25 protein-coding genes are annotated in these 26,780 nt (G+C 67.3%); 13 read left to right on the top strand and 12 right to left on the bottom strand.

Annotation, left to right across the window (positions count from 1 at the left end; translation table 11 throughout):
- The first annotated feature begins 65 nt into the window (after positions 1-65).
- Complete coding sequence (locus tag EQ874_RS03420; RefSeq protein WP_064065220.1) at positions 66-632, top strand: TIGR03086 family metal-binding protein; 567 nt, start codon at positions 66-68, stop codon at positions 630-632.
- On the top strand, positions 629-2,326 hold the full coding sequence (ilvD, locus tag EQ874_RS03415) for a dihydroxy-acid dehydratase (RefSeq protein WP_129975568.1): 1,698 nt from the start codon (positions 629-631) through the stop codon (positions 2,324-2,326). The genes EQ874_RS03420 and ilvD overlap by 4 nt, the downstream gene beginning before the upstream one ends.
- Before the next feature lie 31 nt (positions 2,327-2,357).
- Here ilvD and EQ874_RS03410 read toward each other — a convergent pair whose 3' ends face one another.
- Together EQ874_RS03410 and EQ874_RS03405 are read right to left on the bottom strand one after the other, a co-directional pair.
- Positions 2,358-3,020: a serine protease gene (locus tag EQ874_RS03410; protein ID WP_165369190.1), complete on the bottom strand. Its 663-nt coding sequence runs from the start codon at positions 3,018-3,020 to the stop codon at positions 2,358-2,360.
- 48 nt (positions 3,021-3,068) lie between these two features.
- Complete coding sequence (locus tag EQ874_RS03405; RefSeq protein WP_129975566.1) at positions 3,069-3,893, bottom strand: DUF6319 family protein; 825 nt, start codon at positions 3,891-3,893, stop codon at positions 3,069-3,071.
- A 140-nt stretch (positions 3,894-4,033) separates the two neighbouring features.
- Between EQ874_RS03405 and EQ874_RS03400 the strand changes: the two genes are divergently transcribed.
- Both EQ874_RS03400 and EQ874_RS03395 read left to right on the top strand, forming a co-directional pair.
- On the top strand, positions 4,034-5,131 hold the full coding sequence (locus EQ874_RS03400; protein WP_026003464.1) for an adenylate/guanylate cyclase domain-containing protein: 1,098 nt from the start codon (positions 4,034-4,036) through the stop codon (positions 5,129-5,131).
- A gap of 183 nt (positions 5,132-5,314) precedes the next feature.
- Positions 5,315-6,247, top strand: coding sequence for a diiron oxygenase (locus EQ874_RS03395; protein WP_115311511.1), 933 nt, complete (start codon positions 5,315-5,317; stop codon positions 6,245-6,247).
- Positions 6,248-6,367: 120 nt separating this feature from the next.
- Here EQ874_RS03395 and EQ874_RS03390 read toward each other — a convergent pair whose 3' ends face one another.
- Entirely contained in the window at positions 6,368-7,210 is an 843-nt protein-coding gene (locus EQ874_RS03390; RefSeq protein ID WP_064064337.1) for an IclR family transcriptional regulator, read from the bottom strand.
- Between the two features lie 376 nt (positions 7,211-7,586).
- Here EQ874_RS03390 and EQ874_RS03385 point away from each other — a divergent pair, with 376 nt between their 5' ends.
- Positions 7,587-8,900 (top strand): bifunctional o-acetylhomoserine/o-acetylserine sulfhydrylase, encoded by a 1,314-nt coding sequence (locus tag EQ874_RS03385; RefSeq protein ID WP_064064336.1) that lies wholly within the window; start codon positions 7,587-7,589, stop codon positions 8,898-8,900.
- Between the two features lie 83 nt (positions 8,901-8,983).
- Here the strand turns inward: EQ874_RS03385 and EQ874_RS03380 are convergent, their stop codons facing one another.
- The 5 genes from EQ874_RS03380 to EQ874_RS03360 form a co-directional block, all read right to left on the bottom strand.
- The gene (locus EQ874_RS03380; protein ID WP_037224127.1) at positions 8,984-9,343 is read right to left on the bottom strand and encodes a hypothetical protein; all 360 of its coding nucleotides are present in this window, start codon (positions 9,341-9,343) and stop codon (positions 8,984-8,986) included.
- 2 nt (positions 9,344-9,345) lie between these two features.
- Complete coding sequence (locus EQ874_RS03375; protein WP_064064335.1) at positions 9,346-10,050, bottom strand: ABC transporter ATP-binding protein; 705 nt, start codon at positions 10,048-10,050, stop codon at positions 9,346-9,348.
- Positions 10,047-10,790 carry an ABC transporter ATP-binding protein gene (locus EQ874_RS03370; RefSeq protein ID WP_064064334.1) on the bottom strand — a complete coding sequence of 248 codons (744 nt, stop codon included), beginning with the start codon at positions 10,788-10,790 and terminating at the stop codon, positions 10,047-10,049. The genes EQ874_RS03375 and EQ874_RS03370 overlap by 4 nt, the downstream gene beginning before the upstream one ends.
- Positions 10,783-13,053, bottom strand: a complete 2,271-nt coding sequence (locus EQ874_RS03365; protein WP_129975564.1) for an ABC transporter permease — start codon at positions 13,051-13,053, stop codon at positions 10,783-10,785. Before EQ874_RS03365 ends, EQ874_RS03370 begins: the two co-directional genes overlap by 8 nt.
- Before the next feature lie 63 nt (positions 13,054-13,116).
- The gene (locus EQ874_RS03360) at positions 13,117-14,514 is read right to left on the bottom strand and encodes an ABC transporter substrate-binding protein (protein WP_207213487.1); all 1,398 of its coding nucleotides are present in this window, start codon (positions 14,512-14,514) and stop codon (positions 13,117-13,119) included.
- Between the two features lie 277 nt (positions 14,515-14,791).
- Here EQ874_RS03360 and EQ874_RS03355 point away from each other — a divergent pair, with 277 nt between their 5' ends.
- A complete protein-coding gene (locus EQ874_RS03355) occupies positions 14,792-16,456 on the top strand; it encodes a class I adenylate-forming enzyme family protein (protein WP_129975560.1) in 1,665 nt (554 codons plus the stop codon).
- Between the two features lie 25 nt (positions 16,457-16,481).
- On the opposite strand, the gene EQ874_RS03350 is transcribed toward EQ874_RS03355, so the two are convergent.
- Positions 16,482-17,360, bottom strand: coding sequence for an amidohydrolase family protein (locus EQ874_RS03350; protein WP_129975558.1), 879 nt, complete (start codon positions 17,358-17,360; stop codon positions 16,482-16,484).
- Between the two features lie 189 nt (positions 17,361-17,549).
- Between EQ874_RS03350 and EQ874_RS03345 the strand changes: the two genes are divergently transcribed.
- The 4 genes from EQ874_RS03345 (at position 17,550) to EQ874_RS03330 (ending at position 21,353) form a co-directional block, all read left to right on the top strand.
- Positions 17,550-18,533: an ABC transporter substrate-binding protein gene (locus EQ874_RS03345; protein WP_084421797.1), complete on the top strand. Its 984-nt coding sequence runs from the start codon at positions 17,550-17,552 to the stop codon at positions 18,531-18,533.
- 99 nt (positions 18,534-18,632) lie between these two features.
- Complete coding sequence (locus EQ874_RS03340) at positions 18,633-19,601, top strand: iron chelate uptake ABC transporter family permease subunit (protein WP_064064331.1); 969 nt, start codon at positions 18,633-18,635, stop codon at positions 19,599-19,601.
- Complete coding sequence (locus EQ874_RS03335) at positions 19,588-20,598, top strand: iron chelate uptake ABC transporter family permease subunit (RefSeq protein ID WP_242496618.1); 1,011 nt, start codon at positions 19,588-19,590, stop codon at positions 20,596-20,598. The genes EQ874_RS03340 and EQ874_RS03335 overlap by 14 nt, the downstream gene beginning before the upstream one ends.
- Positions 20,595-21,353 (top strand): ATP-binding cassette domain-containing protein, encoded by a 759-nt coding sequence (locus EQ874_RS03330; RefSeq protein WP_064064330.1) that lies wholly within the window; start codon positions 20,595-20,597, stop codon positions 21,351-21,353. Before EQ874_RS03335 ends, EQ874_RS03330 begins: the two co-directional genes overlap by 4 nt.
- Before the next feature lie 12 nt (positions 21,354-21,365).
- Here EQ874_RS03330 and EQ874_RS03325 read toward each other — a convergent pair whose 3' ends face one another.
- Positions 21,366-21,884 (bottom strand): ribonuclease H, encoded by a 519-nt coding sequence (locus EQ874_RS03325; protein WP_026003645.1) that lies wholly within the window; start codon positions 21,882-21,884, stop codon positions 21,366-21,368.
- Positions 21,885-22,020: 136 nt separating this feature from the next.
- On the opposite strand from EQ874_RS03325, the gene EQ874_RS03320 reads away from it, so the two are divergent.
- The 3 genes from EQ874_RS03320 to EQ874_RS03310 all read left to right on the top strand — a co-directional run bounded on the left by EQ874_RS03320 (position 22,021) and on the right by EQ874_RS03310 (position 24,041).
- Positions 22,021-22,944 (top strand): DNA-3-methyladenine glycosylase 2 family protein, encoded by a 924-nt coding sequence (locus tag EQ874_RS03320; RefSeq protein WP_172506127.1) that lies wholly within the window; start codon positions 22,021-22,023, stop codon positions 22,942-22,944.
- 43 nt (positions 22,945-22,987) lie between these two features.
- On the top strand, positions 22,988-23,470 hold the full coding sequence (locus tag EQ874_RS03315; RefSeq protein ID WP_064064342.1) for a MarR family transcriptional regulator: 483 nt from the start codon (positions 22,988-22,990) through the stop codon (positions 23,468-23,470).
- A 61-nt stretch (positions 23,471-23,531) separates the two neighbouring features.
- Positions 23,532-24,041 carry an acyl-CoA thioesterase gene (locus tag EQ874_RS03310; protein WP_084421795.1) on the top strand — a complete coding sequence of 170 codons (510 nt, stop codon included), beginning with the start codon at positions 23,532-23,534 and terminating at the stop codon, positions 24,039-24,041.
- A gap of 18 nt (positions 24,042-24,059) precedes the next feature.
- Here EQ874_RS03310 and EQ874_RS03305 read toward each other — a convergent pair whose 3' ends face one another.
- Together EQ874_RS03305 and EQ874_RS03300 are read right to left on the bottom strand one after the other, a co-directional pair.
- On the bottom strand, positions 24,060-25,211 hold the full coding sequence (locus EQ874_RS03305) for an acyl-CoA dehydrogenase family protein (RefSeq protein ID WP_129975556.1): 1,152 nt from the start codon (positions 25,209-25,211) through the stop codon (positions 24,060-24,062).
- Positions 25,212-25,253: 42 nt separating this feature from the next.
- On the bottom strand, positions 25,254-26,771 hold the full coding sequence (locus tag EQ874_RS03300; protein WP_129975554.1) for an acyl-CoA synthetase: 1,518 nt from the start codon (positions 26,769-26,771) through the stop codon (positions 25,254-25,256).
- Positions 26,772-26,780 lie beyond the last annotated feature (9 nt).

Raw genomic sequence — 26,780 nt, 5'->3', positions numbered from 1 at the left:
CCGCGCATGATCGCAGGAGTCGAAATCGCCGTGATCCGAGCAACCCGCGCCCTACGCTGAGAGACATGGCGACCGACTGGCTCTCCCTGCAACGAACCGCGCGGCGCGAGTTCGGCGACCGGGTCGCGCAGATCCGCGACTGGCACGCCCCGACCCCCGACACCGAATGGGACGTCACCGACCTGGTGTGGCACATGGTCGACGAGCAGCGCTGGATCCAGCCACTGCTCTCGGGGCGTTCCCTCGACGACGCGAAGGCCGCACTCGAACCGATCGGAGACGACCTCGCCGCCGAATGGGCACGCTTCGCCGAGCAGGCGACCGCCGCGTGGGCGATGGCGGCACCGTCCCAGGAGGTCCACCTGTCCTACGGCACCGTCCCGTGCCTCGACTACATGAAACAGCAGGTCGCGGACATCACCGTGCACACCTGGGATCTCGCGCGGGCAATCGGCGCCGACGAGACCCTCGACGCCGAACTCGTCGACGCCGTGCTCGCCGACATCGAACCTCAGAAGGACATGCTCGCCTCGAGCGGTCTGTTCGCCGATCCCGTCCCGCTCCCCGACGATGCTCCGCCACAGGACCGGCTCCTCGCCCTGACCGGCCGCGACCCTCGGAAGGCCTCATGACGGACCGGCCCGATATCAAGCCCCGCAGCCGCGACGTCACCGACGGCATGGAGAAGGCCGCCTCGCGCGGCATGCTCCGCGCGGTAGGCATGGGCGACGACGACTGGGGTAAGCCGCAGATCGGGGTGGCATCGTCGTGGAACGAGATCACGCCGTGCAATCTCCCGCTCGACCGGCTCGCCCGAGCGGTCAAGGAGGGGGTGCATGCCGCAGGTGGATATCCGCTGGAATTCGGCACCATCTCCGTGTCCGACGGGATCTCGATGGGGCACGAGGGCATGCACTTCTCCCTGGTGTCCCGGGAAGTCATCGCCGACAGCGTCGAGACGGTGATGCAGGCCGAGCGCCTCGACGGATCGGTGCTGCTCGCGGGATGTGACAAGTCCCTGCCCGGCATGCTCATGGCCGCGGCCCGCCTCGATCTCGCCGCCGTCTTCCTGTACGCCGGGTCCATCCTGCCGGGCATCGCGAAACTGTCCGACGGCACCGAACGCGACGTGACGATCATCGACGCCTTCGAGGCGGTCGGGGCGTGTGCGCGAGGCCTGATGTCCGAGACCGATCTCGACGCGATCGAACGCGCCATCTGCCCCGGTGAGGGCGCCTGCGGCGGCATGTACACCGCGAACACGATGGCAGCGTCGGCCGAAGCGCTCGGCATGTCGCTGCCGGGAAGCGCATCCCCACCCGCCACCGATCGTCGCCGCGACGGTTTCGCCCGGCGCAGCGGACAGGCCGTGGTCGAGTTGTTGCGTCGCGGAATCACGGCCTCGGACATCCTCACGAAGGAAGCATTCGAGAACGCCATCGCAGTGGTCATGGCGTTCGGCGGCTCTACCAATGCCGTGCTCCACCTGCTCGCGATCGCGCACGAGGCCCGCGTGGATCTGAGCCTGGACGACTTCGTCCGGGTGGGTGCGCGGGTGCCGCATCTCGCCGACGTCAAACCGTTCGGCCGGCACGTGATGAAGGACGTCGACCACATCGGCGGCGTCCCGGTCATCATGAAGGCGCTGCTCGACGCGGGTCTGCTGCACGGCGACTGCCTCACCGTCACCGGGAACACCGTGGCCGAGAACCTCGCCGGCATCAGGCCACCGGACCCGGACGGCAAGGTGCTGCGTGCCCTGAGCGACCCCCTCCATCCCACGGGGGGAATCACGATCCTGCGGGGCAGTCTCGCTCCCGGCGGAGCGGTGGTGAAGTCCGCAGGCTTCGACGAGTCGGTCTTCGAGGGAACGGCGCGGGTCTTCGAACGCGAACGCGCCGCGATGGACGCGCTCGAGGACGGCACCATCACCGCCGGCGACGTGGTGGTCATCCGGTACGAGGGTCCCAAGGGCGGCCCGGGCATGCGCGAGATGCTCGCGATCACCGGTGCGATCAAGGGTGCCGGGCTCGGCAAGGACGTCCTGCTGCTCACCGACGGCCGGTTCTCCGGTGGCACCACCGGGTTGTGTGTCGGGCACGTCGCCCCGGAGGCCGTCGACGGTGGCCCCATCGCGTTCGTCCGCGACGGCGACCGGATCCGCCTCGACGTCTCGAACGGTCTCCTCGACGTGCTGGTCGACGAGAAGGACATGGAAACGCGGCGGCAGGGCTGGGAGCCACTACCGCCGCGCTACACCCGGGGTGTACTGGCGAAGTACACGAAGCTCGTCGGTTCCGCCTCGAACGGTGCGGTGTGCGGGTGAGGGTCGGGTGAACCCTCGCGCCCTGGGGGCATCAGATCGGACGGAAACCTGCGCCCGGCCCGCCCCGGCCGTTGATATCGGCCATGATCACATCGATGTTGGTGCCGACCTCGGGACCGACACATGCCGCGAGCAGGTAGGCATTGACCATCGCGACGAGCGTCGTGCCCACCACCAGCGGCGCACCGGAGTCGCCTTCCACGACGCAGACCTGCGTCCACGTCTCCTGCGAGCCGAACACGTCGCCCCAGACGACTCCGCAGGTATTGCCCGTGGTTCGGCCTTCCTTGCACGCGATGTTCGGGAAGCCCGCGGGAGCGCCGAGGCCCGTGATCGTCACGTCGCCGACGCGGTCGACCGGAACCACCTTGCTCCGGTCGAACTCGATGACGGCGTAGTCGAGCCGCTCGTCGGTCGAGACGATGCGGCCCACCGAGCCGGCGGCGAGGTCGTATTCGGCCTTCACCGTCATGCCGGGAGAGCCGCAGTGCGCGGCGGTGAGACCCACCAGGCGACCGGCGGCGTCGTTGCCGATCGTGGTGAGTGTGCAGTCGAAGATGTCCTGCCCGTTGTCTCCGAGAGTGATTCCCGAACCGCCGCCGAGGGTGACCGGGGGTGCTGCGACGGCCACTCCCGAACCCGCTCCGACCAGCGCGACAGCGCTTGCGATTGCAACAACCAGTTTTCTGAACATGGGGCCCCTCCTGCACTGCGCCGTCCGGCGGCCGTCGGGCTGAGCGTACTAGAGGTTTCCGCCGGATTTCCGGGTTGCGCCCAAGCTTTCCAGAGCTTGACGGGCTTCCTCGAGCTCGCGGCTGAGCTGCGCCACCCGTTCTTCGGCGGCGCGACGCGCCTCGTCGATCACCGAGTGGACGGCCTCGGTGGCCGTGGGATCACCGAGTTCCTTCACCGCCCGTTCGACGGCATCGGGCGCGACCGGCGTGGGTTTGCCGACCTTACGGGTGCCGTGCGCGACCCCCACCGTCCACTCGTTCTCCGGGTCGATGGTGACGGTGATGGTGATCGACGGTGCCTTCTTCGCCTTGCTGCGGGCCGGGGTCTTCGGCTTGGCCGCTGCCGGCGGCCGGGACGCGGAGGCGTCGGACGAAGCGAAGGTCGTCTGGGTCACGGGCTTCTTCTCCTGAGCGCGGGGACTGGCAGCGGGGGCCGGGGTGGCGGGCTTCGGGGTGGCGGGCTGTGGGGATGCGGGTTGTGGGGATGCGGGCTGCACAGACGCAACCTTCGCGGGTACGGGTTTCGCCGGTGCGGGCTTCGCGGCACCGGACGCGCGCGCGGCCTTCGCGGGCGCGCGTTTGGTTCCGGCCGGTTCGCGGGTGGCGCGCAGTTCGTCGACCTCGAACGGCAGCTCGTCGTCGACACCCTTCGGCCGCACCATCACCGTGCTGCCGCTGATCGACACCACCCGCGCCGACGTCCCCGGATCGATGCCGAGGCTCGGAATGCCCTCGACGAGGTAGACGGTCGCGCGGCGCCCCTCGGCGAGAGCGGTACCGAGCTCTCCGAGTTGGTCCTCCGTCAGGTGATCCGCGCGTCTGCGGGGCGGCATGCGACGTCCTTTCTCGGTTCGCCGAACGGTCGGCGGTGCTTCGACGACGGTCACTGTCGCACATCCGTACGACATCCCTGCTCACCCGCTCGGTGCGACCTGCCGCGCACGTGGGGGCCGAGCACGGTAAGGATGAATGCGTGACCCCGTCCGATCCGGCACCCGCATCAGGAACCGACGTGCTGTCCGTGATCCAGTCACAACTGGAGAACGCGCTGCTCGGCGGTCCGCTGCGTTACACGTTGAACGAGGTGGCGGGATTGTGCGGGCTCGAACCTGCCCGTGTGCGCCGCCTGTGGCAGGCGCTCGGTCTGACCGTCGATCCCGATCCCGACGTCGTGATGTTCACGGACGGAGATGTCGAAGCCCTGCGGGCGACAGCGGCGATCATCGCGAGCGGCGCGATCGACGAACGCCTCGAGATGCCGGCGGCCCGGTCGATCGGACAGTCGATGTCACGGTTGACCGAGTGGCAGCTGAATCTGCTCAACACCCACGTCTTCACGCAACTCGCCGCTGCCTACGAGAAGTCGGAGACTCCTCCGCAGGAGGAGGAGATCCGTGCGCTGATCGACCACATCGTCCATCGCACGACCGAGCTCGCGGTGAGTCTCCAGAGCCACATGTGGCGTCGGCACCTGGTGGCCACCACCGCCCGTGCCGCCGCGCGCCCGCAGGATTCCGGCGAGCTCCACGAGCTGGTCGTGGGCTTCGCCGACATGGTCGGTTACACGCGGTTGACCCGCCAGATCGACGCGGCCGCGCTGAGCGAACTGCTCGACTACTTCGAATCGGAGGTCTCCGATGTCATCGCACGGCACAACGGCTGGGTGATCAAGACCGTCGGCGACGAGGTGATGTTCGCAGCCGAACGTCCGATCGACGCCGCGCGCATCGCCCTCGACCTGCAGGATTCGTTCGTGGCCCAGAAGGATTACCCGGATCTGCGTGTCGGGCTGGCGTGGGGCCAAGCGTTGCCGCGCTTCGGCGACCTGTTCGGTTCGGTCGTCAACATCGCGGCCCGCCTCACCGGCGCGGCGCGACCGGGCACGATCCTCGTCGACGAGAACCTCGCCGACGCGCTCGCCGACTGCGACGAGTTCCGGTTCCAGACCGTGCGAACCCTGCGGTTGCGGGATTTCCAGCATTCCCGCCTGTACGTCCTGCGTCGCCCGCGGGAGGAGAAGAAGACCGCCGTGGGCGCGGACGGTCTGGGCGACGAGGACATGGGCCTCTAGCCGTCCGGCGCGCCCGGGCTGGTCGGCGCGGTGATCTCCGTCTTCTGGGCGCCCCGGCGCTCGTCACCGCCCGCCCCTCCCCCTTCCCGATGCCCGCGACACGAGTCGCGGGCATTGTGCTGTGCGCGCGATCACGCTAACCTGAATAACAGTTACCAGTCGTCACACTAAAAAGGTGGAGACATGACCGCATCGCTCACCCGCGAGACCAGCAAGGGCTTCACCCCCGGCGTCGCACTGTCCGATCGGGAGGAAACCGCCGGACGACTGCTCGCTTCGTCCGCGCGCAAGTCGTACGACCCGGTCGTCGAAGTGGACTGGGAGGCCCCCGTCCCGGACGACAAGTTCGGCATGACACCCGAATGGAGCACGCTCTACGGCACCGCGCTGTGGGACGAACTCACCGACGAACAGCGCATCGAGCTGACCAAGCACGAGGCCGCGAGCGTCTCGAGCGTCGGCCTGTGGTTCGAGATCCTGCTCATGCAGATGCTCCTGCGCGACGTCTACGACCGCGACAAGCATTCACGCCACGTCCAGTTCGCCCTCACCGAGGTGGCCGACGAGTGCCGACACTCGGTGATGTTCGCGCGCGCCGGCGAGCGGCTGAACACGCCGGGCTACGGTCCGGCCCGCTACATCCACCAGCTCGGTCGCCTCTGGGGCCATTTCTTCAAGGGCGCCAACGCCTATGCCTCGGTCATGGCTGCCGAGGAGATCCTCGACATGATGCAGCGCGACTTCATGCGCGACGAGCGTGTCCAGCCCGTCACCCGCGCGGTGTCGAAGATCCACGTCCTCGAGGAGGCGCGCCACATCCGCTTCGCCCGCGAGGAGGTCGCACGCCGACTCGCCGGTGCGAGTCGCGCGCGACTCGCGTTCGAGCGGTTCAACACCGCGCTCGTGGTCTTCTTCGTCGTCAAGAGCATGATCCACCCCGACGTGTACGCCAATGCGGGCCTCGACCGCGAGCGGGCACTGCGAGAGGCCAAGGGCAACAAGCACTATCACGACCAGGTGCGCAAGTCGGGAGCGAAGCTGATGACCTTCCTCGACAACGTCGGCCTCATCGGCGGACCGTCGAAGATCCTCTACAAGAAGGTCCACCTGCTCTGAGGCGCATACCGCCGTAGAACGCACTGTGCGCAGTTCTCGCCGAGCCCCCCGAGGGCTTCCGACGAGAACTGCGCACAGTCGTTCGAGGTGAACCGGATTCGTGGTGGAACCGGAAGGACGTCAGCCCACCTTCTCGGTGGCACCCGGCAGGTTGTCGTCGCGCTCCTGCTCGGGGAACAGGGTGCGCGTGATCTTCCGGGCCGTGTCGGCGACGATCGGTGCCACCCATTCGAGACGGGTCGAGCGGGCGTCTGCCGCGAGCGACAGGGCGGCCACAGGGCCGTCGACCCCGCGGAGGGCGACACCCACACATCCGATGCCCCGCGCGGCCTCCTCGCGCTCGAACGCGACGCCACGCCGCTTGCGAATGCGGTTGAGCTCCTGGTGCAGTGCGACCTCATCGCGGATGGTGCGCTCGGTGCACGGGACGAGCTGCTTACCGTAGAGCGCATCGATGCGTTCGGGTTCGAGCCACGCGAGAATGGATTTACCGGCCGCGGTGGCGTAGGCGGGGAATCGTCCACCGACCCGTGAGGGCACGGTGGAGGCGAACTGCCCACCCACCTTGTCGAGGTAGAGCACCTCGTCGCCTTCGAGCACCGTCAGATGGACGACGGCGCCGGTCTGCATCGCGAGTTCGTGGAGGTGCGGTGCGGCAGCCTCCCTGATGCGGCGATGACCGGTGTCGCTGCCGCCGAGGCCGAGGGCACGCGGGCCGAGGCAGTAGCCGAAGGAGGCGTGCTCGATCCACTCGCGACGCACGAGGTGGTCGAGGATGCGGTGCACGGTCGAGCGGGGAAGCCCCGAGCGACAGGTGACCTCTTCGAGAGTGAGGGCGCCCCGACTGTCGAAGGCCTCGAGGATGAGCGTCATCCGATCGACCATCGATGGAGGGAGTTCTCGCTTGGACGAGGTACCGACGGGCTCGAGCGCGGAGTCGACGGCGGTCAACTGCACCTCCAAAAGTCCTGGCCACGACCCTGCGCGCCTCATGAAACTGGAATCTGTTCCAAAACGTTAGCAGTAACAGCCGTCACACCGGAAGGGGTACACACAGACTGTAGGTACTCCGGAGTCGGTTTCCCGGCGAGAGGGAATCCCTACGACTCTGGTCGGAATCGTGTGGACAGGATATTGTCGGGACCGTGAGCAAGACGTACGAGCGCGCGAGCCGGTCGCCGCACCGTCGTGCCCCCCTGTCGTGTATTCGCGGGTGCCGAGCCCGCTGACCGCCGCACCCGTTCCTGCCCCTCGATGCCGCCACCCGACGGCGTCGTGCCCGGGGCCCGAAGGTCAGCATGTCGACGATCAGAACACATCTCGAATCCGGAGCAGAGCCATGAGCGACACCACCCCTGAAGCAATCGACCCCAGCGCGAACTGGAGCTTCGAGACCAAGCAGATCCACGTGGGCCAGCCCGCCGGCGGCGACACGAAGGCCCGGGCCCTGCCCATCTACCAGACCACCAGCTACACCTTCGACAGCACCGATCACGCCGCGGCGCTCTTCGGTCTCGCCGAGCCCGGCAACATCTACACCCGCATCATGAACCCGACGCAGGACGCGGTCGAGCAGCGCATCGCCGCCCTCGAAGGTGGCGTCGCCGCCCTCCTGCTCGCCTCCGGTCAGGCCGCCGAGACCTTCGCGATCCTCAACCTGGCGCAGGCCGGCGATCACATCGTGTCGAGCCCGTATCTCTACGGCGGCACCTACAACCTGTTCCACTACACACTGCCCAAGCTCGGCATCGAGGTCACCTTCGTCGAAGATCCCGACAACCTCGACCAGTGGCGTGAAGCCGTCCGCGACAACACCCGTGCGTTCTTCGGCGAGACGATCGCCAATCCGAAGAACCACATCCTCGACCTGCCCGGCATCTCGGGTGTCGCCCACGAGAACGGGCTGCCGCTGATCGTCGACAACACGGTCGCCACCCCCTACCTGCTGCGCCCGCTCGAGCACGGTGCCGACATCGTCGTCCACTCGGCCACCAAGTACCTCGGCGGCCACGGCACGGCCATCGCCGGTGTCATCGTCGACGGCGGCACGTTCGACTGGACGCAGGGCCGCCACGCCGGCTTCACCACCCCGGACCCGAGCTACCACGGCGTCGTCTTCGCCGACCTCGGCGCACCGGCCTACGCGCTCAAGGCGCGTGTGCAGCTGCTGCGCGACATGGGCGCGGCGGTCTCCCCGTTCAACGCCTTCCTCATCTCGCAGGGCCTCGAGACGCTGAGCCTGCGGATCGAGCGGCATGTGGAGAACGCGCAGAAGGTCGCCGAGTTCCTCGAGGGACGCCCGGAGGTCACCTCCGTCGCCTACGCCGGCCTGAAGTCGTCGCCGTGGTACGACCGCGCCCGGCAGCTCACCCCGCGCGGTGCCGGCGCGATCGTGGTGTTCGAGCTCTCCGGCGGCATCGACGCCGGCAAGCGGTTCGTCAACGCGCTGACCCTGCACAGCCACGTCGCGAACATCGGCGACGTCCGCTCGCTGGTCATCCACCCCGCGTCGACGACCCACTCGCAGCTCACCGGTGAGGAGCAGATCGCGGCCGGCGTCACTCCGGGCCTGGTGCGACTGGCCGTGGGCATCGAGCACATCGACGACATCCTCGCGGACATCACCGCCGGGCTCGAAGCAGCCGGAAGCTGATCCGTCCGAAGCGTGAACGGCGACGGCCCATCCCTGACGGGGTGGGCCGTCGCCGTCTCACAAGCAGGCTCGAGGGGGCGGGGTCAGCCCTTCCGGACGAGCGCCTGCTCGATCCTGTCCGCCTGCGCGCTGCTCTCGAGCAGCTGGCGGACCAGCCACAGACTCAGGACCCGCGTCACCGCAGCCGCGAGGTACACGGCGGCCCCGGCCACGGTGAGCGCCACGAATCCCAGCGCCAGCAGCTGGTAGGACAACAGGTCGCGCGCGTCGGACAGTGTCAGCGATGCGATGTAGACGACGAAGACCGCGACGGCGCCGACCACCATCAGGATCAGGCCGACGATCCGGGCCTTTCCGCCCGAACCGGAGCGGGAAGCGTCGAGCCCCAGTGCCGCAACATCTTTCTTGAACTGCTCACGTCGTTCGTCGACGAGTGCGGTCATGGTCATCCTCCTAGATAGGTGGTGGACAGTTCTTCTTCGATTTCCGCCGGATCACCCGTGCGCACCACTCGGCCCTGCAACATGAGGGCGGCACTGGTGGCGATGGGAAGGACCGCCCTGGCAAACTGCTCGGCGACGAGAATCGACACGCCGTCGGCGGCGAGCTCACCGACGATGTCGTAGATCTGGGAAACGATGCGCGGTGCCAGACCCATCGACAATTCGTCCAGCAACAGCACCGTCGGATGGGTCCCGAGTGCCCGCGACAAGGCGAGCATCTGCTGTTCGCCACCCGACATCGAACCGGCCAACTGCGTGCGGCGTTCACCCAGCACCGGGAACCGGGTGTACGCGACCTCTTCGAGATCCGCGAGCGGAACACCGGTACCCGTTCCGATCCACAAATTCTCGCGCACGGTGAGGTTCGGGAAGATTCCCCGGCCCTCGGGGATCGAACACACTCCCAGACGTGCGAGTTCCGCCGCGGACACACCGTTGACGACACGACCGGCCAACCGGAACTCTCCCGACGACACGGGATGGATGCCCGAGCACACCCGCAAAGTCGTCGTCTTGCCTCCGCCGTTGGGTCCGAGCAGAGCGACCACCGCTCCCGGTTCGAGAACCAGGTCGACGCCGTGCAACACCTCGATCGCACCGTATCCGGCTCGGACGCCGGACAGTTCGAGCAACGGTTCGTTACTCATACCGCCTCCTCCTCGGTGCCGATGTACGCGTTGATCACTGCCGGATCGTTCCTGATCTCCTCCGGCAGACCACTCGCGAGCACCGCGCCGTAGTCGAGCACGTGGATATGAGAACAGATCTTCATCACCAGCGGGATATCGTGCTCGACAAGGCATATCGCGAGACCGTCCTGCGCGAGATCGCCGAGCAGTGCGGCGAACGCCTCGGTTTCCTGCTCGGTCTGCCCGGAGGCGGGCTCGTCGAGCAGCAGCACGCGCGGTGACGTCATCAGCGCCCGCGCCACCTCCACCACGCGCGCGCGGCCGGTGGGCACGTCCGAGACGTCGGTCCCCGCGATGTCGGTCAGGCCGGTCAGTTCGAGCAGGCGGTCGGCTTCCTCGTCCACATCGACCTTGTTGTGGCCGTTGGCGTTGTGGATGTCACCCGCCACCCGGAGGTTGTCCCGCACGGACAGCGATACGAACAATTCGAGGCGCTGGAACGTGCGGGCCATGCCCATGCGGGCCCTCTTGTAGGGCGGCAGCGACGTGATGTCGCGGCCGTCGAGGAAAACCTTGCCGGCCGTCGGCCGCTGCAAACCGGTGATCGTGTTGAACAGTGTCGTCTTCCCGGCCCCGTTGGGCCCGATCAGCCCTGTCACGGTTCCCGGTGCGATTCCGATGCTCACGTCCTTGACGGCGACGTGACCTCCGAATCGCACGGTGACACCGCGTGTTTCCAGAATCGATGTCTCAGCCATGGGAAATCAGTTCCTTCTCCGTCCCGGTGGGACGAGCCGACAGATACTCGTCGATGCCGAGTTCACGATCGATCTCGTCCCGCGCCTGCGCACCGTAGGGTTCGTCGACGCCGATCCGCTCGGGGATCAGCGGCGCGCGCCGCTGCGCTTCCTCCGCACCGAGCACTGCTTCGGGCATCAGCCACTGCCCCATCACCGGCAGCATGAACACCGTCACGATCGTGATCGACGCGAACCACCAGTTGTCGAGGACGCCGGTCAACGCGAGCAGGTAGGACACGAGCACGACCGCAGCTCCACCGACCAGTACGGGTTTCGCGTTCCTCAGCCCGCGGTAACCCTCGACCATCTGATGGACACTGCCGCTCGGGTTGGCCGCGACCCCGATACCGATGAGGGCGGGGCTCACTGCGGCGACGTTCCCGAGGAAAGTCCACATTCCGGCCAGTTCCGGTTGTTCTGCAGCAAGATTCGAGAACGACACCATGATGACGGCGAAACCGATACCCGACATCAGACCACCGAACAGCGCGCCGGAGACGTATCCGATGCCGGCCACGACGGTGAGCATCAGCACCGACAGGCTCACCATGATCGAGAAGCTCTCGTTCGACACCGAACCCATCGCGCTCGACATGAACAACCCACCCAGCCCGGCGATACCCGCCGACAGGGTGAACACGCCGAACTTGAGACGCACCAGGCTCTGGCCGAGCATCGCGGCCGCCGCGGGACTGTCCTTCATCGCCGCGAGCCGGCGCCCGTAGCCGCTGTTACGCAACGCGATCACGCCCACGCCGAGAACAGCGAAGAGCACCGTCATCGTCATGAGGAAGGTCGTCTCGTTCCGCAGGTCCAGGGGCCCGACCTTCAGCGGTGGGATCGCGATGTTCCCGTCGGTGAACAGCGAGAACTCGACACCGAACAATTCGTGCCGGGTGGTGTCGCGCAGCACCATGTTCGACAGGAACACCCCGAACGCCATCGTGGCCAGAGCGAGATACAGGCCGCGCAGCCGCAGCGCCGGCAGCGCGATGAGTCCACCGATGACGGCGGTGACGGCGACGCCGAGCGCCACGCCCCACACGTTCAGGTGGGCGGCCAATCCGGTTCCGGAGATACCGAAGTGGAATGCCACGATCGTCGCGATCGCCCCGAACGACACCGGCGCCAGGTTCATCTCGCCGGCGTAGCCGGTCAGGAGGGTCAGCGACAGCGCGATGATCGCGAAGGTCATGCCGATCGTCAGGGTCGTGATCGCCGACGTCACCATCAGCAATCGGACGGCGTAGACGATGACGACGAGGGCCACCGCCCAGGCGATCGCCTTGCGCACCGACGGCACGTGGTACCGCTCACGGGTGCGGGTCACGGCCCCGCGCAACCGATCCTGGGGCAGCACGATGAGAACGACGAACAGCGCGATCATCGGTAGCGACACACGCAGGTTCGACGTCCACGTCCACGCGGTCGGGAAATAGGCCAGCACGTAGGTGGCGGCCAGGCCGAGGAACAGAGCGCCGGCGAAGGTGCGCGGGATGCTGCGCAACCGGCCGAACATCGCTGCCGCGAACGCGTCGATGACGAGCAACGTCAGCATGTTCGCTTCGAGGGTGCCACCGCTGATCGGTGTCACGAGGACACCGGCGAGCACCGCGAGGGTCGAACCCATCATCCAGGACAGCGCCGCAAGCCGGTCGGGGTCGTGTCCGTTCAGACGCAACAGGTCGGGATCGTCGACCACGGCCCGCATCGCGACACCGGCGCGTGTGCGGACGAACATCACGCGCAGCCCGACGGCGATGAGCACGGCGGCCCCGATGCAGATCAGCTCGTGGTAGCGGACGGCGACGCCGAACAGTTCGATCTTCGCCTGGTCGCCGAAGAACATGGACATGGTGCGGGCGGTCTCGGGATGCCAGAACCAGTGTGAGATCGAGAGCATGCCGAGCAGGATCGACACCGTGACCACGATCTTGGTGACCTCGGCGGTGTCGCGCATGCCACGCATGATCACGACGTAGAGCAACAGACCCGTCAGCGGGCCGAGCACGCCGAGGACGATGAGCAACGCGACCGGCGTGGGCAGGCCCCAGCCGTAGCGCAGTTGCCAGTAGACGAACGCCCCGAGCATCGCCTGCGCGCCGTGCGCGAAGTTGAAGATGCCGGACGTGTTGTAGGTGAGAACGAGGCCCGATGCAGCGATCGCGTAAACCGATCCGAGCACCAACCCCACGATCGTGAAGGTCAGAAAGGTGTCCATGCGAGTACCTCTGGTCGGGGTGCCGGCGGACGTGTGTCACGTCCGCCGGCACCGGCCCGCGGATCAGACGGTCGGTCGAATGACGTTGGGATTCAGGTATTTCGTCGCGATGCGGTCGGGCCCCAGCTCGGTGCCCCAGGTGCTGGGATCGGTCGCGACACTGTAGCGGTCGTCGCACTTGAAGGTGCCTGCCTCCGCCGGGAACGCCTGGGTGTACTCGGCGCCTTCGAGCTTCACGACGAGACCGCAGGTCGCGGGCATGTTGTTGCCGGGATCGGTGACCGCGTGCAACCCGCCGCCGTCCCATTCGTGGATCTGGGAGAGTTCGTCGACGACACACTGACGGGTCAGATCCGATCCGCACGCGTCCGCGGCGGTCGCCCACAGCAGGAACGAGGAGGTGGCCTGCATGCCGAGCAGCGCGGTCTTGCCGTTCTGCTTCGTGACGAGCTCGACGTACTTCTTCACGGCCGGTACGGCATCGGCGTTCTCGATCATCTGGAAGGTCATGCCGGCATGGAGATTGTCGAGCAGGCCGTTCTCACCGTTCCAGGCCTGGGCCGCGTTGCCGTACCAGGTGGCCTCTCCGAGCAGGATCGGATCGATGCCGGCCTGGTCGAGTGCCTTCACGAAGTTGAACTCGGCCGGAACCGGAGAACGCGAGGTCCACAGGCCCTTGACGCCGCACTGCTTGAACTTCTCGGCGAAGGGCGCGTAGCTCGACTCCCCTTCGTAGTTGAGGGTGACACCGCAGTTCTTGAGCGTGAAGCCGGCAGCCTTGGCGATGGACCGGATCTTGGTGCTGGCCGAGATGATCGTGGGCATCGTGCTGTCGATGACGTCGAACTCGCCGAGCAGCTCGGGGTACATCTCGGCGATCTGGAACCACTGCGAGCCGTTCGCATAGTCGACCGGGAACGGGACGCCCTGATAGGTCATCGGGCCGTTGGCCGCATCGGGAGACACGGTGAAGGCGGGAACCGCGGCGAGATTGCACGCGACCCGGGTCTGCTCGGAGGTCTGATCCATGGCGAAGCCGTGCCCGACCATCATGAACTGGTTCGCACACGCGTCCTGCATCACGGCGTTGGCCTGCGTCATCGCGGCGTCGTAGTTGGTGCCGACGATCGTGCGGCCGTTGATGCCGCCCTGCGCGTTGCACCAGTCGATCATGGCGGTGACGGCGTCACCCATCTCCTTGTTCAGGCCGGCACTCTTGACGAAACCGCGATCGTCGCCGTAGCCGATGCGGATCTCGGTGTCGCTGACCCCCTGATCGGTGTTCCCCGACGCCTCCCCGGGACCACAGGGGGAAGCGAGCGTTCCGAACGACGTCTCGGCCGACTGGCCGGCCACGGCGGCCCCGGCCCCTGCCGGAGCGAGCGCGCCGGCCGACGGGTCGGCACCGCGGTCCGACGCACACGCGGACGTCGCCACTACGATGGCGAACAGGCCCGCCATCGATTTCGATGCAGCACTGAGTTTCACGACGATGTACTCCTTCGTCTCGGTCTGGGCCGAGGCGCGATGAGGGGGCGCCGGACTGTAGGCCGGGTGCCGCGAAGGTAGCCACCTCGCCGAGTGAGACCTGGACCACTCCCACTCACCGAGACGGATTTGTGACAGTCGACACAGCACGTACGATCGGTGCACTCGGTCACCCGCGCAGATGCCCCGCGCTCCGGCGTATACCCTGCTGCGCGACCGATACGTGCGGGACCCCCAGAAAGGCAGATCCTTGACAGCACCAGCGGATCTGCAGCAGATGCTGCAGAATGTCGTTCTTCGACTCACCGGCCCCGGCGGCCGATTCGAGCTCGTGGACGAGGACGTACGCGGTAACCGCATGCAGGTGATGCGCAACCGCGGCAGACGGATCGGCGACCTCGTCGCCGAATCCCGGCGATGGGGCGATCGCGACTACCTCGTCACCGCCGATCGCCGGATCTCGTTCACCGAACACGCCGATGCGGTCGCCGCACTGGCCACCGCGCTACGTGACGACTACGGCGTGCGCAAGGGTGATCGTATCGCCGTCCTGGCCGCCAATTCGCCCGAATGGATCGTCACCTTCTGGGCGGCCCAGTGCCTCGGCGCGATCGCGGTGGGACTCAACTCGTGGTGGACTCCGGCCGAGATCGCCTACGGGGTGGATCTCACCGGGCCGAAGGTGATCGTCGCCGACGCCAAGCGCGCCCAGCTTCTCGCCGCGGCCGACGCCTCCGGCTACGAGCTGCTCACCATCGAGCAGGACGTGCCGCGGATCGTGTCCGAGAAGGCCGGCTCGGAACTGCCGTCCACCGATGTGGACGAGGACGATCCGGCGGTCATCCTGTTCACCAGCGGGACGAGCGGGCGCCCGAAGGGTGCCCTGCATTCGCATCGCAACGTCCTCGCCGTGGTCGACTACCACCGTTTTTCGGACGCGCTGGTCGCGGGGATGTACCAGCGCCCCTACGACGACTCGGTGCCCAGCGAGAGCCGGTACCTGCTGGTCTCGCCCCTGTTCCACATCGCCAGCCTGCACAATCTGGCGGTGCCGCGACTGGCGACGGGCAGTGCCGTCGTCATGACCGAAGGCGCATTCGACGTCGACAAGGTGTTCACCCTCATCGAGCGGGAGAAGGTGACCAACTGGGGCGCTGTGCCGACCATGGCCGCGCGCATGCTCGAGCACGAGAACCCCGACAGGTACGACCTGTCCTCGCTCACGGCGTTCGCGCTCGCGTCGGCTCCGTCCTCCCCCGCGCTGAAGCAGCGGTTGCGCGAGAAGTTCCCCTTCGCGGAGCAGGCGCTGGTGGACAGTTACGGACTGACCGAATGCAGCACGGCCATCGCCGTGGCCACGGCTCCCGAACTCGAGGCGTTCCCCGGCACGCTCGGCAACCCGATCATCACGGTGAGCCTGGAGATCCGTGATCCGTTCGGTGAGCGGGTACCCGACGGCACCGAAGGTGAGGTGTGCGTCCGCAGCCCCTACGTGATGCTCGGCTATTGGGAGGACCCGGACGCGACCGCAGCCGCGATCACCGCCGACGGATGGTTGCGCACCGGGGATTACGGCACGGTCGAGAACGGCCGCCTGCGGTTGACCGGGCGACGGTCCGATCTGATCCTGCGCGGCGGGGAGAACATCTACCCGACGGAGATCGAACAGCGCCTCGACGAACATCCCGACGTCGTGGAATGCGCCGTGATCGGCGTCGAACACGACGATCTGGGTCAGGAGGTCGCAGCTGTGGTGGTGCTGCGGTCCACCAGCACCGTCGGCGAGGACGAGCTGCGGTCCTTCTGTGCCGAGCAGTTGGCCTATTACAAGGTCCCGACCGTCTGGCGGATCACGCAGGATCTGCTCCCGCGCAACGCGACCGGCAAGATCCTCCGGCGCGCGATCTCCGTCTGAGTGCGCGGGGCACCGCCCCGCGCGCTCACCCGTCGAGCCCGAACAGTGCAGTGGCATTCGCGCGGCACACCGCGCGAATCCACTCGCTGTCCGGGGCAACGCGTTCGAGCGCCTCGAGCTGGTGGATGTAGCCGTACGGGATGTTCGGGAAGTCGCTGCCCAAGAGGATCTTCTCCCGAAGTGCGTCGAGACGGGGGAGCTGGTCCGGCGGGAACGGGGTGTCCTTCTCGACGAAATCGGTGAATGCCATCGTCGTATCGAGGTGGACCCGCTCGTACTGCTCGGCGAGATCGAGGAATTCGCGGTACTCGGGCATGCCCATGTGCGCGACGATCACCGTCAGCCGTGGAAACCGGCGCAGAAGTTCGTGCATGGGTGCGGGACCGGTGTGGGCACCGGGCGCCGGTCCCGACCCGCAGTGCACGACGATGGGCACGCCCGAGTCCTCGAGGAGACCCCACACGTCGTGGAGGAGCGGGTCGAGCGGTGAATAGTCGCCGACCTGGATGTGGGATTTGAACACACGTGCACCCGCCTCGAGCGCCGACGCGACGTAGTCCTTCGCGTCGGATTCGGGATAGAAGGTGGCGGTGTGGAGACAGTCGGGGGTGCGTGACGCGAAATCGGCCGCCCACGAGTTGAGCCATGCCGCCATCGCGGGTTTGTGCGGGTACAGCATCGCGGTGAACCGCGCTACCCCGAACTCGCGCAGCCGAGCGACGCGCTCTTCCTCGTCGTGCCGGTAGGTGATCGGCCACGGGCGTCCGATGAGCGGCCCCGCGGAGTCGAAGTATGCCCAGACCTTGTCCATGACCCGTCGGGGCATGAAATGCGTGTGGACATCCACGAGGTGGTCGAGTCCGTGGACGCTACGGAACCCGGCGATCCGCTCGGCTTCGTTCATGACGTGACCGTACCCGTGAATCCGTGGCACCGGGGAAGGGACCATCCCACGCTTCCTCCCGGCGATCCACGTCACGAGACCCGAGGGCAACGCAGGATTGGCTAACCAATACTATGTGACCGTTGCCTTACCAAACCCCGAGCGTTCTGGCTTCCGTCACAACGCCGCCCCGCCCCTCGGAGTCACACCGTGAAACTGAATTTCAAACGCATGCTGTTCGCCCCGGCCCTCGTCGGCGCGCTCGTCCTCACCGGATGCGGGAACAGCGGCACCGATGCGCCCGCATCCGGGAACGGCGCGACGGTCACCGTCGAGACCAACAACGGTGAGATGGAAGTTCCGGTGGCCCCCGAGCGCGTGGTCGCCCTCGACAACAAGTCGTTCGAGATGCTGCGCGACTGGGGCATCACCCCTGTCGCCCTGCCGAAGACCCTCCTCCCCAACACGGGCTTCGACGAGTGGCGCCGGAACGACTCCATTCTCGACGTCGGCACTCATCGTGAGCCGAAGCTCGAGCTCGTGAGTGAAGCCGAGCCGGACCTGATCATCGGCGGGTCGCGCTTCGCCGAGTTCACCGGGGAACTGTCGAAGATCGCTCCCGTCGTCGACGTCTCCGCGCTGGACGACTCCGAGGGCGGTTACATCCAGGGGCTGAAGGATCAGACCCTCACCCTCGGTCGGATCTTCGGGAAGGAAGCCGAATCCCAGGAGATCGTCGCCGAGCTCGATGCCGCCACCGAGGCCGCTCGGGCCGCCACGAACGGCGAGAGCGTCTTCCTCGCCGTCGTCGCCGGCGGCAAGATCGACAACGCTTCGGGCCGCATCGGCCGCCTGCTCGAGGGCGTGAACCTGAAGGACGTGTTCGCCGGGGACGCCGGCGACGTCCACGGCGATTCCGGTCTGGCTCCCGAGACCGTCGCGCAGGCCGACCCCGACTGGATGATCGTGCTGGACCGCGATTCCGCCGTCGCCGTTCCGGGCGAGGCAACCCCGCAACCGGCGGCCTCCGTCATCGACGCGCAGGAAGCATTCGCCGCCACCACCTTCGCCACGAAGGACCAGATCATCTACCTGGACAACGACTTCTACAAACGTGAGGGCATCGAGTCCTACACCGAGGCGTTCCAGCAGATCGCCGATGCCTTCGACACCGCGAACCGGTCTGCACAGTAGGTCCCCTGTTGTTCGACGCTCCACAGCAGCCTGCCCCGGCCCGGATCACGGGCCGGGGCAGGCTGCGTGTGTAAGCGCCCTTCTCCGGATCCGAGTCCCATGACGAAGAACACAATGCTGCTGCCGGTGATCTCGGTGGTCGTTCTGGCACTGACCGTGGCGTCCCTGATGGTCGGCGGCTACGACATCACCATCGAGTCGCTGATCCACGACCCCGCGGCCCGCGAGATGTTCTTCATCTCCCGCGTGCCGCGAACCCTCGCCCTGATCTTCGCGGCCGTCGCGATGAGCATCTCGGGCGTGATCATGCAATTGATCACCCAGAACAAGTTCGTCGAACCGACCACCGCGGGCACCGCGCAGTGGGCCGGTCTCGGCCTGCTCGCCACCTTGATCGTCGTTCCCGACGCGTCGCCGATGGTCAAGATGGTGATCGCGGTGATCTTCGCGTTCGCCGGAACGATGGTGTTCATCGTCGTCCTGCGCCGCATCGCCCTGAAGTCGTCGATCATCGTGCCGCTCGTCGGCATCATGCTCGGTGCCGTGGTCGGCTCGATCACCACTTTCCTCGCCGGCAACTTCGACCTGCTGCAGTCGATGTCGGCGTGGCGTTCGGGTGGTTTCAGCAGCGTCGTGCGCGGCTTCTACGAACCACTGTGGGCGGTGCTCGCGGTCGCTGTCCTCGCTTATCTTCTCGCCGACCGGTTCACCATCGCCGGTCTCGGTAAGGACCTCGCCACCAATGTGGGCCTGAAGTACGAGCAGGTCGTCTTCCTCGGGGTCACTCTCGTCGCGGTCGCCACCGGCGTCACCACCGTCGTGGTCGGCTTCATCCCGTTCCTCGGCCTGATCGTGCCGAATCTCGTGTCGATGATGCTCGGCGACGACATGCACAAGAACTTGCCCTGGGTCGCCGTCGTCGGCGCCGGACTGCTTCTCGCGTGCGACCTCGTCGGCCGCACGATCGTCGCCCCCATGGAGATTCCCGCGTCCGTCGTCCTCGGCGTCGTCGGCGCCGCCGTCTTCATCACTCTCGTTCTGAGGCAGCGTCGTCATGTCAGTGCTTGATTCCGTGCGCGCACGGGCCGTCCCGACCGGCAAGAGCGAGCGCCGTCGCCTGTCGCCGAGGGTGCGCCTGGCCGTCGTCGCGATGATCGCCGTCGTCGCGGTCGCGTGCTATCTGTTCCTGTTCATCCGCGGCTCGTTCGACTTCACCTTCCCGCGCCGCCTCACGGTTCTCGGCGCCATGCTGGTCGCGGCGTTCGCGCACGGCATGGGAACCGTCGTGTTCCACACGGTCACCGACAACCGCATCCTGACGCCGTCCATCATCGGGTTCGACTCCCTGTACACGCTGATGCAGACGCTGACGGTCTTCTTCTTCGGAGCCACCGCGATCGCGACCTCCGAGGGCATCCCCAAGCTCGTCCTGCAGACCGCGCTCATGGTGGTGCTGGCGACCCTGCTCTACCGCTGGTTGTTCTCCGGCCGGTTCGGCAGCCTGTTCCTGATGCTGCTCGTGGGCGTCGTGCTCGGCATGGCCTTCGACAGTCTGTCGACGTTCGTCCAGCGGGTGCTCTCCCCCACCGAATACGACATGCTCTCGGTCGAGCTGATGGGCCGCTTGTCGTCTGTGCCCGGCGACTATCTGCCCCTCGCGTTCGGCATCTGCATCGTCGTCGGGGTGATCCTGTGGCGTCGTCGCCACCGCCTCGACGCACTGCTGCTCGGCCGCGACACCGCGACCAACATCGGTGTCGCCTACAAACGCGAGCTGACGCTGATGCTCGTCCTCATCGCGCTGCTCGTGGCATTCGCGACCGCGCTGGCAGGGCCGATGACCTTCTTCGGATTCCTCATCGCGACCCTCGCCTATCAGATCGCCGGGACGTACAAGCACCAGTACGTGATGCCCATGGCGTTCCTGCTGGGCGTGATCACCCTCGCCTTCGGCCAGTTCTTCATGCAGCACATCTTCTACGCGGGCGGATTCCTCACGGTGATCATCGAGTTCGTCGGCGGCATCCTGTTCCTGTTCATGCTCCTGAGAAAGGGAACGCTGTGATCGAGTTCCACGACGTCTCGATGTCGTACCGGGACAAGCGGGTCCTCGGACCCGTCTCCGGCACGATCCGCGAGGGCGGCATCACCTCGCTGATCGGACCGAACGGCGCCGGCAAGTCCACGCTCATGACGATCATCGGCCGTCTGCTCCAGCCCACCACGGGCACCGTCACCGTGGGCGGACTCGACGTGCATTCCACGAAGACCCGGGAGCTGGCCAAGCATCTGTCGATCCTGCGGCAGGAGAACCACATCACCGCGCGCCTGACGGTCCGCGAACTGGTCGGCTTCGGCCGGTTCCCGCACTGCCAGGGCCGGCTCACGGCGGAAGACGAACGGCACGTCGACGAGGCGATGGAGTTCCTCAACCTCACCGACCTCGCAGACCGCTTCCTCGACCAGCTCTCCGGTGGCCAGCGGCAGCGCACCTTCGTGGCGATGGTGCTGGCACAGGACACCAAGTACGTCCTGCTCGACGAGCCGCTCAACAATCTCGACATGAAGCACGCCGTGCTGATGATGCGTCAGCTGCGGCGGGCGGCGGACGAGCTCGGCAAGACGATCGTGCTCGTCATCCACGACGTGAACATCGCCGCCGCGTACTCCGATCACATCATCGCGTTGCGCGACGGCCTGATCGTGACGGGCGGCACGAGCGACGAGATCATGCGGGACGAGATCCTGACCGACGTGTTCGACACCCCCGTAACAGTCCACGCGATCAACGGTCGGCCCACCGCGGTCTACGCACGCTGAACCGAACTGCGCTCAGAACAAGGTCAATTCGGCGTCGCCGGCGCGCTTCGGCGGCTTGTGCGCGGCCACGGGCGCGCTGGGCACCTCGATCGGTCCGGGCTGCGCCGCGATCTCGCGGGCGGCCTGCCCGGCGAGCGTGTCGGCCATCTCGTTGAAGTGGTTGCCGACGTGGCCGCGCACCCAGCGGAACCGCACCGGTCCGGTGCGATCGGTGAGCTCGCGGTCGATGGCGCGCACGAGTTCGAGATTCTTCACCGGCGCGCCGGTAGCCGTCTTCCACCCCTTGCGCTTCCATCCCGGCAGCCATTCGGACGCGCACTTGATCGCGTACTGCGAATCGGATTCGATGATCATCGGCTCGGCACCGGGATGCGCCCGCAATGCCTCGAGCACCGCCCGGAGCTCGGCGATCTGATTCGTGCCCGAACGCTCACCGCCCGACGCGCTGGGCCCCTCGTGATTGACCCACGCCCACCCGATGGCGCCGCCGGGATTGCGCAGGCAGGATCCGTCGGTGCTCACGATGATCATGCGCCCGACCATAGCCGCACCCTCCGACACCACGAAAGTCGGCTCCAGCGCACAGAGTCGCGAAAGTCGGCTCCAGCGCCCGGAGTACGGTAGTGCGGTGACCGTGTCCGACGAGCGAGGCCCTCGCATCGTGAGGGTGGTGGACGACGCGTCCCTCGACACCCGCGTGCGCGTGCCGTGGCCCGTCGACGTGGTGCGCACCCTGCGGCCGCTCCAGCGCGGGCCGTGGGATCCGTGTCATCGCGTCATCACAGGCGCCGTGTGGCGCACCTCCCGCATGGACACCGGAGCCGTGACCTACCGGCTCACCCAGGACGGCCCGCACGGCGCGCGGTGTCTGGCGTGGGGACCGGGAGCGGCCGAGCTGGCCGAACGACTGCCGGCCCTGCTCGGCGCCGACGACGACCCGTCGGCCTTCGCCCCCGAGCATCCCGCCCTCGTCGAGGCGCACCGGAGAATGCCCGCCCTGCGCATACCCCGCACCGGCCGGGTGCTCGAATCTCTCGTCCCCGCCATCCTGGAACAACGGGTGCACGGGGTGGCGGCGTTCGCGTCGTGGCGGCGCCTCGTCACCCGGTTCGGCGATCCGGCGCCGGGACCCGCACCGGAGGGCATGCGCGTGCCGCCCTCCGCGGCGGCCTGGCGAACGGTCCCGTCGTGGGAGTTCCATCGGGCGAACGTCGACCCCGGCCGCGCACGGACCGTGGTGCGGTGCGCGCAGCTCGCCGACTCTCTCGAGCGCCTCGCGCACGAACCGGCCGCCGCCGCCCGGCGGAAGCTGCGGGTCGTGCCGGGGGTGGGCGTGTGGACGGCCGCGGAGGTGGCTCAGCGCGCGTTCGGCGACACCGATGCGCTCTCCGTCGGCGACTACCACCTCGCGAAGGTCGTCGGATGGGCGCTGCTCGGCAGGCCTCTCGACGATCCCGACATGGTCGAATACCTCGAACCTCTACGTCCCCAACGTTATCGGGCTGTGCGACTGATCGTCGAGTCCGGCGGCTACGCGCGAGTACCGAAGCGTGGACCCCGCACGCCGATCACCGACCACCGGCGGCGGTGACGGGGTCTCGCTCCGCCGGGTCGGTACTCGTAGACTCGACCCCATGTCCGCCACCCACGACGCGGCCGGCCCCGATCGGCTCGGACACCTTCCGAGCTATCTGATGACCCAGGCGGCACGACACGTACATCGCGTCGTGTTCGACCGCCTCGACTCCGCCGATGCCCGAGGTCACCATTACCGGATCCTGGCCGCCCTCGCGGAATACGGCCCGTCCAGCCAGGTCGACCTCGCCCGGCGCTGCGGGCTCGATCGCAGCGATGTCGCGGCCACCGTCGACGCACTGGTGGACCGCCGGTTCGTCGAACGCGCCTCCGACCCCGCCGATCGGCGGCGCAACATCATCACCCTCCCCCGCCGCGGACGGAGACGGTTGTTCGATCTCGACCGGATGCTCACCGAGGCGCAGGACGAGGCGTTCGCTCCCCTCGACGCGGACGAACGCGCGCTGCTCGTCTCGATGCTGTCCAGGCTTGTCGAGTATCACACCCGATCGGCGTCGATTCCCGCGCAGCAGCGGTCGTAGGCTCGACACGGTGCCTCCGGCGGAGATCCCGCCGCGAGCACGACCTACGAAAGGACCACGCGTGCAGGCCAAACCTTGCCGAGAATCTCGAGTCGTCAAGACCAGCAGGGTATTTCCCAACGACGTCAACGACCACAACACGTTGTTCGGCGGGAAGCTGATGAGCGACATCGACATGACGGCGTCGATCTCCGCGACACGTCACAGTCGTGCCTCTGTCGTGACGGCGTCGACCGACTCGGTGGCCTTCCTCGAACCCATTCGCCCGTCGGACTCGGTGTGCCTCGAGTCGTTCGTGACCTGGACCGGACGCAGCTCGATGGAGGTCTTCGTCAAGGTCACCGCAGAGGATCTGCGCAGCGGTGAACGACGCATCGCCGCGACCGCCTTCCTCACCTTCGTCGCCGTCGACGACGGCGGCCGAACCATGCAGGTCCCGCCGGTGCTGCCCGAGTCCGACGAGGAACGCAAGCTCAACGCGTCCGGTGACGAGCGAGCGGAGCACCGTCGCATGCACCGCGCGCAGAGCCAGGAGATGGCGAAGTACCTCACCACCAGCCGCCCGTGGTGAGTCAGGGCCCGTCCCGCTCTACAGCGCCCGCGCGATGATCTGCTTCATGACCTCGTTCGCCCCGGCGTAGATCCGCTGGACGCGGGCGTCCTCGTACATCCGCGCGATGAGGTATTCGCGCATGTAGCCGTAGCCGCCGTGCAGCTGCACGCACCGGTCGATGACCTCGCACTGCTTGTCGGTCAGCCAGTACTTGACCATCGCGGCGTCCGACGGATCGAGTTCACCCTTCAGGTGCTGCTCGATGCAGTGGTCGAGGAAGATGCGGCAGGTACGGGCGACGGTCCGACACTCGGCGAGTTCGAAGGCCGTGTTCTGGAACTCGAACAGGCTGTGCCCGAACGCTTGTCGCGCCTTGGTATAGCGGACGGTCTCCTCGACGGCCCGGTCCATCGCACCGGCGGCCTGCGCGCCGATGATCAGACGTTCCTGCACGAGCTGCGCCATGAGCTGACCGAAGCCGAGACCTTCGGATTCGCCGAGCAGGTTCGTCACGGGCACGCGCACGTCGACGAACGACAGCTCGGAGGTGTCGGCGGCGTGCTGGCCGACCTTGTCGAGCACACGGCCCACCGAGAAGCCCGGGGCGTCACGGAGATCCACGATGAGCAGCGACACGCCCTTGGCGCCGGCCTTCGGGTCGGTCTTGACGGCGAGGACGATGACGTCGGCCGAGGAACCGTTGGTGATGAAGGTCTTCGCGCCGTTGACGACGTAGTGGTCGCCGTCGCGCACCGCGGTGGTCTTGATGGCCTTGAGGTCCGATCCTGCACCGGGTTCGGTCATGCCGATGGCGCCGAGGATCTCGCCGGTGGCCATGCCCGGCAGCCACGCCTTCTTCTGCTCCTCGTTGCCGTATTCGAGGATGTAGTGCGCCACGATGCCGCTGTGCACGGAGTTGCCGAACGCGAGGTCGCCGGAGTAACCCTGCGCATCGAACACCGCGAGGTCGTGCGCGAAGGTGCCGCCGCCACCGCCGTATTCCTCGGGGATCGAGCAGCACAGCAGACCGAGTTTGCCGGCTTCGAGCCACACCTCACGATCGATACGGCGCTGCGAGTCCCACTTCTCGGCCTTACCCATGACCTCGCGATCGAAGAACTCGCGCGCGAGTTCGTAGACGGCAGAGACCTCGTCGTCGTACCAGGAGGCGACGTGCTTCTTCGGCATCGAACTCGGCTTCCTTTTCGCAGTGGTCGGTTCGGAGAGTGGTCAGGATCCGCGCAGTTCGCGCTTGAGGAGCTTGCCGCTCTGATTACGCGGCAGGACGTCGGCGAAGCGAACGGCCTTGGGCACCTTGAACGGTGCGAGGCGCTGTTTGACATGGTCGATCAAGGTGAACTCGTCGAGTTCGTGACCGTCCTTGAGGACGACCACCGCGGTCACCGCTTCGATCCACTTCTCGTCCGGAGTACCGATCACCGCGGCCTCGGCGACGGCCGGGTGTGTGTAGATCGCGTCCTCGACCTCGCGCGAGGCCACGAGGATGCCACCGGTGTTGATGACGTCCTTGATGCGGTCGACGACGGTGATGAAGCCCTCGGCATCGCGGGTGACGAGGTCGCCGGAGTGGAACCAGCCGTCGCGGAAGGCCTCCTCGGTCGCGGCGGGGTTCTCCCAATAGCCCAGGCACAGTTGCGGTGAGCGGTACAGGATCTCGCCGGGTTCACCGTCGGGGACGTCGTTGCCGTCGGCGTCGACGACGCGGGTCTCGACGAACAGTACGGCCCGGCCGCACGAGGCTGGACGCGCATCGTGCTCCTCGGGACGGAGAACGGTGGCGAGCGGGCCGATCTCGGATTGGCCGAAGCAGTTGTAGAAGCCGAGCTCCGGGTAGCGTCCGCGCAGTCGCTCGAGGACGGTGACCGGCATGATCGACGCCCCGTACTGCGCCTTGCGCAGCGACGACAGGTCACGCTCGTCGAGGTCGGGATGGTTGGTCAGCGGTACCCACACGGTCGGGGCGAGGAACAGCGATCCGATGCGCTCCTCCTCCACCAGCCGGAGGATCTCGGCGACGTCGGGTGCGGGCAGCAGCCGTACGGTCGCGCCCACCGCGAAATACGGGATGAGGAAGACGTGCATCGCGGCGGAGTGGTAGAGGGGCATGCACACGAGCGGGTCGTCGCCGGCCGACAGGTCGAGCGCCTCGATCGACGACATGTACTCGAAGGTGAGCGCCCGGTGGGTCATCATGGCGCCCTTGGGCTTCGACGTCGTGCCCGAGGTGTAGAGGAGCTGGACGAGGTCGGTGTCGGCCACCGCGACGTCGAGCGTCGGCACGTCGCCCGCCTGCGCCACCGCCACCAGGGAGTCGTCGGCGTCGCGGAGCGGGACGACGGTCTCGGCCGGCACGTCGGCCAGGACGGCGTCGAGGTTCTCCCGCAGCACCGGGTCGACGAGCACGGCCTTCGCGCCCGACTGGCCGAGCAGGTACGACAGTTCCTCGCCGCGCAGCGCGTAGTTGACCGGCACGTGTACCAGGCCGGCGCGGGCAGCGGCGAGATATCCGATCGCGTAGCCGTCGGAGTTGGTGCCGTAGGCGGCCACACGGTCGCCCTTGACCAGACCCAAGGAGAGCAGGTGCGCAGCGGCGCGGGTGACGGCGTCGTCGAGTTCCCGGTAGGTGAACTGCCGGTCGCCGAAGCGGAGTGCGACGCGGGCGGGATGACGCGCGGCAGTGCGGTGGAGGATGCCGTCGACGGTGCTCTGACGCGGATCGGGGGTCATGCAGCGAAC

Origin of the sequence: Rhodococcus sp. Q1, from assembly GCF_004153645.1 — a bacterium.
Classification (GTDB): Bacteria; Actinomycetota; Actinomycetes; order Mycobacteriales; family Mycobacteriaceae; genus Rhodococcus; species Rhodococcus gordoniae.
Note: the sequence above shows the minus strand (reverse complement) of the source record. Positions and strands in the feature narration are given on the sequence as shown.